1 protein-coding gene is annotated in these 15,840 nt (G+C 63.7%); it reads left to right on the top strand.

Going from position 1 to position 15,840, the window contains the following annotated elements; all coding sequences use genetic code 11:
- The first annotated feature begins 6 nt into the window (after nucleotides 1-6).
- On the top strand, nucleotides 7-15,840 hold the full coding sequence (locus GQ57_RS42250; RefSeq protein ID WP_034199739.1) for an Ig-like domain repeat protein: 15,834 nt from the start codon (nucleotides 7-9) through the stop codon (nucleotides 15,838-15,840).

Here is a 15,840-nt window from a genome sequence, read left to right as displayed (position 1 = left end):
ACGGCGGTGACGCTGACGGCGAACGTGGCGGGGGGGGCGCCCAGCGGGCTGGTGACGTTCTTCAGCGGTATGACGCTGCTGGGCACGGCTACCGTGGTCGACGGCGTGGCGACGCTGGTGACGGACTGCCTGCCGGCGGGTGCGGATGCGTTGACGGCTGCGTATGCGGGCGACACGAACAACCTGGGCAGCGTGGCGGACACGGGGCCGACCGTGCAGGTAGCGGCGGCGTCCGGGGCGCCGCAGCCTCCTGCACTGACGGACGGAACAGTTCGTTTCTCGATGCGCGTGCCTTTACCGGATGGCCAGCAGATCGGCTTCCCGGTTGCGCTCACGCCTTATGTGTTCAGCGATTCTACGACGGGCACGTTCAGCGTGTTCGACGGGCAGACGCTGGTGGCCAGTTTCACGAACCCGGACGAGGAGCAGCAGTACCTTTCGCCGATGTCGCTGGGCACGCATGACCTGACGGTGGTGTACTCGGGGGATTCGGAGACGCCGGCGGGAACGGGGACGACGCAGGTGACGGTCGGGCAGGCGGCGGGGACGGTGGCGTTGAGCACGTCGACTTCGCAGGCGACGGTGGGGGTGCCGCTGACGCTTACGGCGACGGTGGGCGCAAGCCAGCATGACGAGTCCTGGTACGGCGTCCCATTCAGCGGACCGTCGGCGACGGGCACGGTGACGTTCTACAGCAACGGCACGGCGATCGGCACGGCAAACGTGGTCAATGGCGTGGCGACGCTGACGACGGATGGTCTGGCGCTCGGCACGGACAGTCTCACGGCGAGCTACTCGGGCGATACGAACTTCACGGCCGCTACCTCGACCACACTCTCGCAACAGGTGGGGGCGCAGCCCCCGGCGACCTGGCTGTCGTTCAGTCCGTCGGCGCTCAACGAGTCCTACGGCTCGGCATCGACGGTCCAGATCACGGTTGATGGCCAGGGTAATCCGCCGACGGGCACGGTGAGTGTCTACGACGGCGCGCAATTGCTGAGTACCGCATCGGTCACGGCAGGCGTGGCGAACGTGAGCGTGGGCAACCTCGCAGCGGGCACGCATTACCTGAACGTGGTGTACTCGGGCGATGCCAGCAATGCCGGCAGCACCAATAATCTCGAAGTGACAGTCGCGCCGGCGGCCAGCACGCTGTCGAACCTGAGCGCGGCGACGGTGGCGCCGGATGGCGCACTGTCGGTGCAGGTGGCGGGCGCGAACCCGACGGGGCTGGTGAACTTCTTCAATGGCACGACGCTGCTGGGTACGGCGCAGGTGGTCAACGGAGTGGCCACGCTTACCGGGGCAGCGCTGCCCACCGGCACCTGGACGTGTACCGCTGCGTACTCGGGAGATACGAGCAATACCCAGAGCGTAGTGCAGTTCTCACAGACGGTTGCCGTTTCGGCAGAGCCTGTGGTCGCGCCGTGGCTGACAGTCACGACGAGCGGTTCGTCGGCGCTGGGCGAGCCGGTGACGCTGCAGGCGAACGTGAGCGGCGGCAACGGCGGGGAAGTGACGTTCTTCAACGGCAGCACGGTCCTGGGCAGCGCCGTGATGACGAACGGCACGGCCAGCTTCACGACGAGCGCGCTGCCGGTGGGCGTGAACAACATCAGTGTGGTGTATTCGGGCGATGCATCGCATCCGAGCGGGGTGTCGGCGGTCGCGCAGGCGACCGTTACCGGCGCGGCGACGAACGTTACCGTGAACTGGCAGATGCCGGGGGGGGACCAGTCCGGGCTCCCGATCTTGGGCGAACCGGTCACCCTGTCGGCGGCGGTGACGGACCAGGTGCAGGGCCTGCCGGTGGCGAGCGGCCAGGTGACGTTCTACAACGGGACGACGGTGCTGGGCACGGCCACGCTCGTCAATGGCCTGGCACTGCTGACAGTGACGGACCTGCCCGTTGGGGCTACGAACATCGAGGCCGTCTACGCAGGCGATGCGACGCATGTGGGATCGAACACCGAGCAGCAGGTGTCGGTCGATGTACAGCCGACGACGACCATGCTGCAGGTGTCCGGCACGGGCAGCACACTGAACCTTCAGGCTTCGGTGAGTGCGCCGGCGGGCTCGCCCGCGATGCCGGGCGGGACGGTGACGTTCTATAACGGCAGCACGGCGCTGGGCACGGCCACGCTGGTCAATGGCGCGGCGAGCCTTGCGTATGGCGGCACGCTGTCGGCGGCGCCCCTGAGCGCGGTCTACAGCGGCGATACCAATAGCGCGACGAGCAGCAGTGCCATTACGGGCTTTTCGAGTCAACCCGCCACGCAATCGCCGACCTCGACGACGCTGACGGCGTCGGCCACGAGCGTGACGCAGGGCGACGCGGTGACGCTGACGGCGAACGTGGCGGGGGCGGCGCCCAGCGGGCTGGTGACGTTCTTCAGCGGTATGACGCTGCTGGGCACGGCTACCGTGGTTGACGGCGTGGCGACGCTGGTGACGGACTGCCTGCCGGCGGGTGCGGATGCGTTGACGGCTGCGTATGCGGGCGACACGAACAACGTGGGCAGCGTGGCGGGCACGGGGCCGACCGTGCAGGTCGCGGCGGCGTCCGGGGCGCCGCAGCCTCCGACGCTGGAGAGCGGAGGCGTTTACCTCTGGACGGAGGTGCCTCCGGGTGGTCAGTCGATCGGCTATCCTGTTCAGCTCAATACGTATGTCTCCAGCGATTCTGCGACGGGCACGTTCAGCGTGTTCGACGGGCAGACGCTGGTAGGCAGTTTCATGAACCCGGACGAGGAGGGGCAAGACCTTTCGCCGATGTCGCTGGGCACGCATGACCTGACGGTGGTGTACTCGGGGGATTCGGAAGCGCCGGCGGCAACGGCGACGACGCAGGTGACGGTCGGGCAGGCGACGGGGCGGGTGGTGTTGAGCACGTCATCCTCGCAGGCGACAGTGGGGACGCCGCTGACGCTCACGGCGACGGTCAGTTCGGGCCTCGGGTACAGCTACGCCGGTCCCCCGTACAGCGGGCCGGCGGCAACCGGCACGATGACGTTCTACAGCAACGGCACGGCGATCGGCACGGCGAACGTGGTCAATGGCGTGGCGACGCTGACGACGGGCGACTTGGCGCTGGGCACGGACAGTCTCACGGCGAGCTACTCGGGCGATACGAATTTCACGACGGGTACTTCGACCACACTCTCGCAGCGGATCGTGGCCTCGACCCAGGTGGTGCGAACGACGACCACGCTGAGCGCGTCCGAGCCCACCGTCAGTTACGGCACGGGCCTGACATTGACAGCGTCCGTGCAGGCCAATACCAATCAGGCCGAGGTGCCTGGCGGTACGGTTAGCTTCTACAACGGCGCCACCCTGCTGGGCACCGCGGCACTCGTGAATGGTCAGTCGAGCCTGACGGTCAGTCAGTTGCCGGTTGGCACGGATTCGGTGACCGCGGTCTACAGTGGCGATACGCAGAATGCGACGAGCGTATCGAGCCTGAGCCAGACGGTTACGCAATCGCCGACCTCGACGACGCTGACGGCGTCGGCCACGAGCGTGACGCAGGGCGACGCGGTGACGCTGACGGCGAACGTGGCGGGGGCGGCGCCCAGCGGGCTGGTGACGTTCTTCAGCGGTATGACGCTGCTGGGCACGGCTACCGTGGTTGACGGCGTGGCGACGCTGGTGACGGACTGCCTGCCGGCGGGTGCGGATGCGTTGACGGCTGCGTATGCGGGCGACACGAACAACCTGGGCAGCGTGGTGAGCACGGGGCCGACCGTGCAGGTCGCGGCGGCCTCCGGGGCGCCGCAGCCTCCGACGCTGGAGAGCGGAGGCGTTTACCTCTGGACGGAGGTGCCTCCGGGTGGTCAATCGATCGGCTATCCTGTTCAGCTCAATACGTATGTCTCCAGCGATTCCGTGACGGGCACCTTCAGCGTGTTCGACGGGCAGACGCTGGTAGGCAGCTTCATGAACCCGGACGAGGAGGGGCAATTCCTTTCGCCGCTGTCGCTGGGCACGCATGACCTGACGGTGGTGTACTCGGGGGATTCGGAAGCGCCGGCGGGAACGGGAACGACGCAGGTGACGGTCGGGCAGGCGACGGGGCGGGTGGTGTTGAGTACGTCGTCCTCGCAGGCGACGGTGGGGATGCCGCTGACGCTCACGGCGACGGTCAGTTCGGGCCTCGGGTACAGCTACGCCGGCCCCCCGTACAGCGGGCCGGCGGCAACCGGCACGATGACGTTCTACAGCAATGGCACGGCGATCGGCACGGCGAACGTGGTCAATGGCGTGGCGACGCTGACGACGGATGGTCTGGCGCTCGGCAGGGACAGTCTCACGGCGAGCTACTCGGGCGATGCGAATTTCACAGCCGCTACCTCGACCACACTCTCGCAACAGGTGGTATCGCAGCCGCCGCCAACCGGGCTGTCGTTTAGTCCGTCGGCGCTCAACGAGTCCTACGGCTCGGCATCGACGGTCCAGATCACGGTTGACGGCCAGGGTAATCCGCCGACGGGCACGGTGAGTGTCTACGACGGCACGCAATTGCTGGGTACCGCATCGGTCACGGCAGGCGTGGCGAACGTGAGCGTGGGCGGCCTCGCGGTGGGCGCGTACAACCTGAACGTGGTGTATTCGGGGGACGACAGCAACGCTGGCAGTACGAGCAGCCTTGGCGTGAGGGTCGCGCCGGCGGCCAGCACGCTGACGAACCTGAGCGCGGCGACGGTGGCGCCGGATGGCGCGTTGTCGGTGCAGGTGGCGGGCGCGAACCCGACGGGGCTGGTGAACTTCTTCAACGGCACGACGCTGCTGGGTACGGCGCAGGTGGTCAACGGAGTGGCCACGCTTACCGGGGCCGCACTGCCTACGGGCACCTGGACGTTCACGGCTGCGTACTCGGGGGATGCAACCAATACCCAGAGCACGCTGTCGTTTTCCCAGAGCGTGGGAGCGACCCCGCAGGTCGTCGTGCAGACGACACCCGATGCTTCGCTGGATCGCACGACCACCGACATCTACAACCCGAACGGGCAGCTTTTTGCAACCATCGACGCGGATGGTTATCTCACGCAGTACTGCTACGACAGTGCAGGCCGCGAAATCCAGACGATCCAGTACGCGACCGCCGTGCCGGATTTCGGCGATGCGGCTTCGTTCGCGGCCGACGTGAATGCGGCGCGCGCGAGCGGCAACCTGGGTGCACTGCTGCCGCCCGCGAGTACGAACGACATCCACACGTACAGCATTTACAACGCACGTGCTCAGACAGTCGGTCAGATCGATGGCGACGGTTACCTGACGGAGACGGTCTATGACGCGAACGGCAACGTTGCGCAGACCATCCGTTACGCGACCCCGGTGCAGATCGTGCCGGGCGAGACACTGACGCTGGCAGCGGTCCGCCCGTCGTCGTCGCCGGCCGATCAGGTTGTGACCCAGACGTGGAATACTGCGAACGAGCTGCAGTCGAGTACCGCTGCCGACGGCACGGTAACGAGCTACACGTACGACAGCATGGGCAACGTGATCGAGGCGACGACCGCGCTCGGCACGTCCGATCAGCGTACGGTCATGACCCGCTACGACGTGCAAGGTCGCGTGATCGCGGAATTGTCCGGCGACGGCGCGGCATTGATCACGGGCAACCAGACCCAGGCGCAGATCGACGCGATCTGGAATCAGTACGCGGTGACCTATACGTACGATGCGGCTGGCCGCCGCCTGAGTGCGACCGATGCAAATGGCAATCGCACGACGTATTTCTACGACGATGCCGGCCGCCTGCGTTTCACGGTCAATGCGGCCGGGGACGTGACCGAGGACACTTACGACGCGCTGGGTCATCTCGTATCGAAGACCCAATATGCGACCGCACTGAGCGGCACTGCACTGTCCGGGTTGCAGGGAGGCCTGTTGAGCGCGGCGTCGAATCAGGGCGCGGTGACGGCGCTGCAAAACGCGCGCGCCGCGGACGCGCAAGACAACAGCGTCACGCAATACGCGTATGACGACGATGGTGAACTGATTCAGATGACCGACCCGACGGGCGGCGTCACGACAACGGGCTACGACGCTTTCGGCGATGCGGTACAGACGACGGAAACCATTTCCGCCGGTCGCTCGGTAACTTCCACGGCGAGCTACGATCGTCGCGGTCTCCAAACGGGCACGGTCGCTGATACGGGCGGCGTTGCGGCGGCCACGAGCGTGCAATATGACGCGTTCGGGCGGGTAATCGCGTCGACCGATGCGAACGGAAACGTGACGCATACCAGCTACGACGCGCTGGGACGCGTGATCGCGACGACCGATGCGGCCGGCTCGACGCGTTCGAGCACTTACGACGCATTCGGCCGGGTGCTGACACAGACGGATGCACTCGGCAATACCACGACATACACCTACGATACAGCCGCGCGCACCGTCACGACGACGACGCCGGACGGCGTCGCGGTCACGGTCACGCACAATCGTGAAGGCCAGACCTTGAGCGTCACCGACGGCAACGGCAATACGACCGCCTATACGTACGATGCCGACGGAAATCTGCTGTCGACGGCGACCCCGCTGACGACCACGACGAACCAGTACGACGCGGGCGACCGGTTGATCAGCAGCACCGATGCGAACGGTGTCGCCACTACCTATACGTATGACGCGGCGAATCGTTTGCTGTCGCGTACGCTCGATCCGAACGGACTCGCGTTGACCACGCAATATGCGTATGACGCAAAAGGCGAGCAGATCAGTGTGACGGATCCGAACGGCAACGTCACGCAGAATACCTACGATCTGAAGGGTGAACTGCTGACGCAAACTGTCGACCCGGGCGGTCTTGCGTTGACCACCAGCTACAGCTACGACCAGACGGGCAATGTCGTCACGATGACGAACCCCGGTGGCACCGTCACGCAGTACACCTACGACGACCTTGGCCGCAGGGTGATGACGCAGGTCGATCCGTCCGGGCTCGACTTGACGACCCGGTACGCGTACGACGCGAACGGCAACATGGTCAGCAGCACGGACGGTGACGGCAACGTGACGCGCTACACCTACGATGCGGATAACCGCGTTGTCTATACGGTGAACGGTGCGGGAGATGTCAGTCTCACCCAATATGACGCTGATGGGCGTATCGCGCAGACGACGGCTTATGCGTCACCGATAGATGCCGGTCAGTTGGGTGCCGCGCCGAGTTCAGCCGATATTGCGTCGCTGGTGCAGTCCCAGCCGGGGCGTGATGTCGTTCAGCGCAATGTCTATGACGGGGACGGCAATCTGACCTATACGGTCGATGGTGCCGGCGATGTCGCACACTATGTCTATGACAGCGACGGCAACGTAATCGAGCGGATTCAATATGCGAACCGCGTTGCCGGCTACACGAGCGGTGTCCCGCAGGTCGCGGCGGACCCCGCCCACGATGTGGATGTGAGGACGGTCTACGACGCGCTGAACCGGGCGATCTTCACGATCGACGGGACAGGCGCCGTCACGCAGCAGACCTACGACGGCAACGGCAATGTGCTCGAGAAAACTGCGTATGCCGCGCCGGTGCCTGTGGGAACGCCCGCGACTGCGTCCGCGTTGAGCGCCGCCGTCGCGAATATCGCCGATCCCGCACACGACGAAAGCGTACGAGATGTCTACGATGCGGCGAATCGCGTAACGTGGAGCGTCAACGGTGTCGGTGCCGTAACTCACTACACCTACGACAGCGACGGCAATGTGACGAGCAAGATCGCGTATGCGACCGCGCTGGCTGCAGGCGCCGATCCGTCCACAGTCGCTGCCAGTGATCAAGACGAGGAAACCGACTGGGTATACGACGCCGCCGGGCGCGTCATCTACCAACTCCAGGTTACCGATCATGCTGACGACGTAATCGCCGGCGTATCGGACATGCGAGCCGTGACGTCGTATCAATACGATGCGAATGGCAACCGCATCCGAACGGTCGAGTTGGCATGGCCGCTGCAGAGCTACGTGCCGCTGGACGCGCAGAGCATCTACGACAACATGACGGTTGCGCCCCAGCTCGACCGTGTCCAGACCGACGCCTATGACGCTGCGGGACGTCTCGTCTACAGCCAGGATGCGTCCGGCGCGATCACCCAGTATGCATACGACGGCGCGAGTCAACTGACGTCGACGACCCAGTACGCTCAAGCCGCCGCCGTCGACGAATCGTTCAACGGTGAGTCGGACGGGGTGCACGGGTTCCAGACCACGACACCGAACGCTGCTGCTTTTGCGCAGATGGTGAAAGCGACGCCCGGTCAGGATCGCACAACGCAATTTGCGTATGACGGAGCCGGACGTCAGGTCTACCAGATCGACGCGCTCGGTTATGTCACGCAGACGCGCTATGACGGCGTCGGGCGTGCCGTGGGCTCCACGCTCTATGCAAATGCCGTCGCGGTCAATGCACAAGGCAATCCCGCCGCTGTCGCAGCTGCGATCGTTCCAGCGCCGGCCGACGACGAAACCACGTCGTCCGTATTCGATGCTGCCGGCAATCTGGTCACGTCGACCGATGCGCTCGGACATACCCAGCAATACGTCTACAACGGCGTTGGCGACAAGCTGACCTATATCAATCAGAACGGAGCCGCGTGGACCTACGACTACGACGCGGCCGGGCGAGTCATCAGCGAAACTTCGCCGGCGGTCGACGTTACCACGGTTGCGCAGGATGGCAACGGCAACCTCGTGCAGAGCGGCGCATCGAGTACGAACATCGTGACGGTGATGAGCTACGACGCGCTCGGCAACCTCACATCCAGGACCGAAGCCGCCGGCACGTCCGGCGCGCGTACGACGCAATACGTGTATGACGCGCTCGGTCGGCAGGTCGAGACCCTCTATCCGCCCGTCGGTGTTTACGACGCAAGCGCCGATGCGCTCAACGTCAATGGCGAAGGCGCGGCGGCAACCCGCACCGATACGACCCAGACGCTGTACAGCCAGGTGTTTTACGACACGCTTGGCAATGCAGTGGCCGATCGCGATGTGTCGGGGAACTACACCTACAAGGTGTACGACCGTACCGGGCAGCTTCGCTATGACATCGACGCGCTGGGCCACGTCACCGCGTATCAGCGGGATGTGTTCGGCGATCAGATCGGACTGACACGATACGCGAACAGTGTTTCCACGGCGAACTGGGGCAGTACACCACCGACCGATGCCGACATGGCCGGGCTGGCCGACAGCCTCGCGAGTGCCGATGACCGGACCATCACGACCGAATACGACCAGCTCGGTCGCGCGGTGCAGGTGACGCAGCCGGAGGCGTGGGTCGACAACGGCGCCGGGCAGAGCAGCATGGCGAGCGAGGTGACGAAGACGGCCTACAACGCGTTCGGCAATGTCGTGCAAACGTCGGCCCTTGCCGACGCATCGAGCAATACCTGGGCGACGACGACTTACTACTACGATTTGCGCGGGCAACAGGTCGCCAGTGTCGACGCGCTCGGCTACGTCACGACCCAGCAGTTCGATGCGGCCGGCAATGTTGTCGCGCAGACCCAATATGCGAACGCGTCGAGCGGCTGGTCGGCGTCGGGATACGCGACACCGGCGAACAGCGGGCAGGATCGGGAAACCACCTACGGTTACGATCAGGCCAATCGCAAGGTCAGCCAGACGCTGGTCGGCGCAACGTACAGCACCGCGCCGGACGGCAGCAGCGTCGTTGGCAATCTGACGACCACCTATGGCTACGACGCGGTCGGCAATCTCACGCGCACGACCGATGCACTCGGCAACAGCACCTATTCCTACTATGACGCATTGGGCCGGGTGATCGCTACTGCGCAGCCGACTGTATCGGATACGGCGAATGGACAGGCGCTGACTCCGTTGACGACGTATGCGCTCGACGCGTACGGCAACATTGTCGCCAAGACGCAATATGTGAACGGCGCGGCATGGGCCAATCAGTCGGGTTACGGGATTGCCGGCGCGAGTTCCGCCGATCGCGTCACGTTGACCGAGTACGACAGTCATGGCAACGCGATCGAAACGACCGATGCCGATGGCAACAGCCACTTCATGTCGTACAACGCGGCTGGCCAGTTGGCAAAGGACTGGCAGTCCGTGCAAGGGCTCGACGGTGTCGTGCACACGATCTATACCGTCTACCAGTACGATGCGCTTGGGCAGCAAACGGCGATCATTACGCCGAATTCGGACAGCATCGTATCCGGCGGCGGTATCACGACCGAGAGTCAGGCGCAGGCGGGTTCGCTGACCACTTCAATGGTCTACGACGCATTCGGCGACATGGTCCAGCGCGGTAGCTATGCAACGGGCGGATCGCCGCAATACCAGGAGTATTTCGACTACGACAACGCGGGGCGACTGTGGCGGACCAACAGCGGCGACGGCACAGTGCACGTCGCGCTGTACGACCTGCAAGGCTTCAAGACTGCCGACATCACCAGTGCCGGCAGCGAGGGTGGTTCGGGAGCCGGTGTCGATCTGAGTCAGTCTGCATCCGCTCAGGCGGTTGATCAGACGGGATCGAACGGACTGCGCCGTACCGACATGCAGGTCGACCTGCTTGGCCGAACGGTCGCGGAGATCCTCCCGATGAGGCAGGACAGCACCGATGCGGTTGCTTACCGGCCCGTCGTGTACCAGACTTACGATCGCTGGAACAACGTCCTGAGCCAGAGCGATCCGCGCGACAGCGCATGGGTCACGTACTACAGCTACAACTGGAACAATCAGGTTGTCCAGCGCGTCCAGCCCGACGAGAACGGTCAGGAAAGCGCCGACAGCCCCGTCACGCAGATTTACTACGACGCATTGGGCCGACAGGTGGCGATTCGCGACGCGGATGGCAATGTCAACGGCCAGGTATGGGACGCGGAAGGCAATCTGCAAAGCGAATTGCATGCGGATGGCGGCGTCGTGACACACGAATACGACGCATTCGGCGAACAGGTCAAGCTGATCGACGCGGACGGCAACGTAACCGACTATGGTTACGACAACATGGGCCGCAACCTCAGCATCACGAACGAGGGGGTCGGCGTCTACGTCAGCAATGGACAGGGCGTTTCCGGCGGGGTCCAGAACCTGACCACCTATTCGACCTACGACGCGGCTGGCCGGAAGCTCACGCAGACCGACGGAACCGGTGCGGTTACGCGCTACACGTACGATCTGCTCGGCAACGCGATCGCGACGACGGATGCCGACGGTTACACCAGTTATGCGGCGTACAACGCGCAAGGCAAGCAGATCGGATCGCAGGACGCGAATGGTGCGGTCTCGACGTGGAGCTATGACTATTTCGGCGAGCTGACCGGCCACACCGACATCGGCGGGGCGAGCTATACGTTTGCCTATGACAACGCGCGCCAACTCATGTCGCAGACCAATACGCGCGGCCAGAATCTGTCATACAGCTATGACGCCGCGGGACAGCTCGTTCAGATCAACGATGCCGCGCTGAATCAGCAAACCTACTACAGCTACAACGCGGCGGGCCAGCACGTGCTGGAGCAGACCGTACAAGCCGGTGTGACGTACCAGAACCAGACGCTCGGCTACGACACGCTGGGGCGTCTGAGCATCGTCAATGCGATGGATGGCGTGACAACCCAGACCGACTACGACAAGGTCGGCAACAAGATGCACGAGCATGTCACGTACAACACGCTGCAGGCGCATACGGTCATCGACTATACGAACGTGCAGAGCGTCGACGAGTCGGGCAATCCGATCTACCAGCAGGTGCAGACCGGAACGCAGCAGGTGCAGACCGGTACACAGCAGGTTCAGACCGGCACGCAAACGGTTCAGACCGGCACGCAGCAGGTGCAGACCGGGACGCAACAGGTCCAGACCGGCACCGATGAATCCGGCGCGCCGATTTATACGACGGTGCCGGTGTACACGACAGTGCCTGTGTACGGCACGGTGCCGGTCTATACGACGGTGCCGGTCTATACGACGGAGCCCGTCTATACGGAGGAGCCGGTCTATCACCAGGTCGCGATCGGCAGTCACGTCGAGTACAACACGATCGGTCATGCTCAGGATCTGTTCTTTGCGTACGACAGCATGAACCGGCAGATTCTCGTCGACGGAGCGGTCGACAACAACGCGAACAATCTCGCGAACGTCACGCCGGGGCAGGGTCATATCCTGGCGTACGACCACAACGGTAACCGGATCGAGGATCGATCGTGGGGGACGCAGGTTACGCCGGAGTACGTGCAGAACTATGACGAGTCGGGTACGGCGCTCGGTGCGCCGCAACTCGTCGGCTATCAGTCGCAAACGGGCATCCAAACGACCTGGTATTCGTACGACAAGATGAACCGGCTGTCGACGGTGGCAACGGGCGCCTACGGGCAGGTCCAGACGGGGGTGCAGCAGACGGGTGTCGACGAGTCGGGGCAGCCGATCTACTCGCCGGTTTATACGACGCAAGCGCTGGGGCAGGCTCAGGCGATCGTGCTCGATACGCGCTTGTATGACGGAGCAAGCCGGGTGGTGCAGTCGGGTCCCGCAGGGAGCCTGCCTGCCGGGTACGTGAAAGCGCTGACGGACGGCAACCTGAATCTGTCCGGCGCGACGACGACCGTGAGCCAGTACGACGCAGACGGCCGTGTGCTGTCGCAAGCGGTGACGAACGAGGCGGATCCGAGTTCCAGCACGACGACGAAGTACACCGAGTACGACGCGGCGGGGAACCTCGAGGCGTACCAGACCACACAAGGCGTGAATGGGGACACGATCGTTACGAACACGACGATCACGCTCGGTCGCTACGACGGTTATGTCGAGACGCTGCAGAGTTCGGTCAGCACGAACGAAAGCTCGGGCAACCAGACGAGCGGGACGACGACGGAAAGCTACGACGCGAACGGTCGATTGATTTCGGTGGTCGATTCGGCGACGAGCAGCAACAGTCGCACGCTGGTGAACGACGCGCAGGGGCACGTGCTGGACAAGAACCAGCAGGGGGAACTGCACGAACTGGTGGTGAACGGCCAGGTGGTCGGGATCTACGGTCAGACGATCGACAGTGCGAACCCGACGCAGGCCGATGGCTCGCCGAACTACGATGCGGTGGGGAATTTCGATCTGGCGTACACGCCGGTGACGAACAGCTATCCTGCCGCGACAACGGGGCAGTATCCGGTGCAGGCGGGCGACACGCTGCAGAGCATCGCGCTGGCGGCCTACGGGGACAGCAGTCTGTGGTACCTGATCGCCGATGCGAACGGGTTGAAGGGGAACGAAGACCTGAAGGTCGGGCAAGTGCTGAATATCCCGACGCGGGTCGGGGACGTGCACAACAACGCGCAGACATATGCGCCGTATGACGCGAACCGGATTGTCGGGTCGACTTCGCCGGAGCTGCCGGTGCCGGCGGGGAATGCGGACAGTGGGGGCGGGTGCGGGCCAATCGGCGAGATCATCATGGCGGTGGTCGCGGTGGTGGCGACGATCTATACGGCCGGCGCGGCATCAGTCGCATTGGGTCTCGCGAACGGTGCGGTGGCGGCGGGCGAGAGCACGTTTGCGATTGGTCTGGATACGCTGAGTGGTTCGCTTGGTTTGAGTGGCGCGGCGGCGCTGGAGGGGGCTGGAGCTGCCGCGTTTGGTGGTGCAGTTGGATCGGTGGCCAGTCAGGCAGTAGGCGATGCGATTGGAGCGAGTTCCGGTTTCAGTTGGGACGGTGTGGCGCTCGGAGCGCTCGGAGCAGGCGTCACTGCGGGTGTGGGCGAAGAAGCATCGGTACTGGGAGTCGGAGGTTCCAATGCAACCGCGGTCGCTGAGCGGGCTGCCTTGAGCAGCGCAGTCACTCAGGGAATCGGAGTGGCAACCGGGTTGCAGCACTCGTTCAACTGGCAAGGCGTCGCAGCAGCGGCAATAAGTGCCGGAGTTGGGGACAAGGTCGGGCAAGAATTCGCCATTAGCGATTTCGCAAAGTCGCTTGCACCGGCGACAGCAAACGCGGTGGGAGCGGGATTGTCCACCGTAGCGGGCGGGGTGGCGGCGTCTGTCATGAGCGGTGGGCGCATCGATGTAGCGCAGATCGCAGGGGATGCGTTTGGCAATGCGCTGGGGGCGGACCTGGCGCAGCAGAATCTGGCGGCGAACGCGCCCGGCCCGCAAGTGGACCCGGCGTGGGCCGCCGCGACAGCGGCCGCGCAAGTGGCAAACCAGATTAACGTGGGCAACTCTGGCGATGCAGCGCTGTTCGGGCCTAACGGCGGCACGACAGACGCATGGAGGGCACCCGCCAGCGCTGCGAATAACTATGGGTTCGCAGTGGGCTCGAATCTGAACGTCGGAGCGCCGGGCGACGCGGTGATGTTCGGGCCGTTGGGTAACGCAGATAGCTATGTGCCAGCTAGTGTGAGCGCGTTCTATGGTTTGAGCGGCAATGTTGGCGGCATGGTTGCTGGCGCGACGTCGACGATCGGCAACGGACTGCAGAACAGCTACGGCTTTCTGTCTGCAACGAATTACACCGTGAAGCCAGGAGAGAGTTATGCAAGCATCGCACGCGACTGGTATGGAGATGAGCGGCTAGCGGGACTGATCATGCAGGCCAATGGAGTCAATCCGACCTATGGGAATGTGCACGGCTTGCAGGCTGGTACGCAATTGGCAATGGTCGACATCGGCGCCATGCCGGACAGCCAGTTGTCGCAATTCATGAACGGTGGGGCGCGGCTACTTTCGGCAGATCAGCGAATGACTGATCAGATTGCATTGGCAAATCAGGTAGCCGCGCGACAAGTTGCAACAGATCCGACACAATCGTCGATTGACTTCGGTTATGGCCGCAGCGACTGGAGCGATTCGAGCGGCGAGTGGAGTGCCGACGACGTCAATTTCATCAGTAACATTCTGTCGCGACCGAGTGGTGCTTCCAGCGGAAATCCGCCGTACGTCTCACCGACATTCACCACGCTGCCTCTCTCGGCTGGAGCGATTTCGACAGATGTACGTGGTGGATTTGACACTTTTGGGAACAGCACGGCCAACGTGGCCGAATATAGTCTGGGTAGCGCCCTTCAGGCGGTGGGTGGGGTAGTTGCCGCGCCATTCGTAGAGTACGGCAATCAGGTTCGGGATGTTATCGCGGCACTGGGCGGTGCGACGAGTGGATTCCAAAGCACGTTCGCCCAGCAGGTGACTGCGAGCAACTACGGTTCGGCTGCGTTATCCGAGGCGGCAATGATCGGAGGAGTCCTCCCGGTGGCGTCTGTCGGGGGCGACTTGGCGGCGCAGATGGGCATGGCGGGCTTGAAGGCAATGGCGCCTGTTATGCAATCGGGATACGAGAATTGGGCATTCCGCCTGGGTGCGCTATCATCGATAACGGAGCCGATGCCAACGGTGGTCTTGGAAGGGGTGGACGCGGCGAGTGTTGCGACAGGGAGTGCTGGCCTCACTGGGGTGCCAATAAACGGTGCCACACGCACCGTCCCCCTTGGATTCACCCCTGAGACGCAATTCACGGCTGCGGCACAAGACCTACAAAATGCGCTCACTCAGAGCGGCATTACCGACGCTACCATTGGTGTTCGCGGTAGCTCCGTTATTGGCTACAGCTTGAACAAAGGCACGCAATTCGGGCCACAAAGCGATATCGACTTTTTCATTGAAAGCGGCCAGCTTACTGACGGCTATAGCACGTCAAAGAACATCCCTGGCTTCGTTCATCCGAATAAGATATTGCCTGACTACCCATTACTCCAAGACTGGTCTACCAACTGGACGAACATACTTGGCCGCGATGTGACGCCAGGCGCATTCGTTCCCGGCACGTTGCCTGTAGAGCCGTCAATTGTTGTGAAACCAATCGTTCCTGGAGGTTGA

The organism is Burkholderia sp. MSh2 (assembly GCF_000731655.1).
Lineage (GTDB): Bacteria > Pseudomonadota > Gammaproteobacteria > Burkholderiales > Burkholderiaceae > Burkholderia > Burkholderia paludis.
The sequence above is the reverse complement of the archived record's forward strand: the minus strand, read 5'-3'. Positions and strand labels throughout refer to the sequence as shown.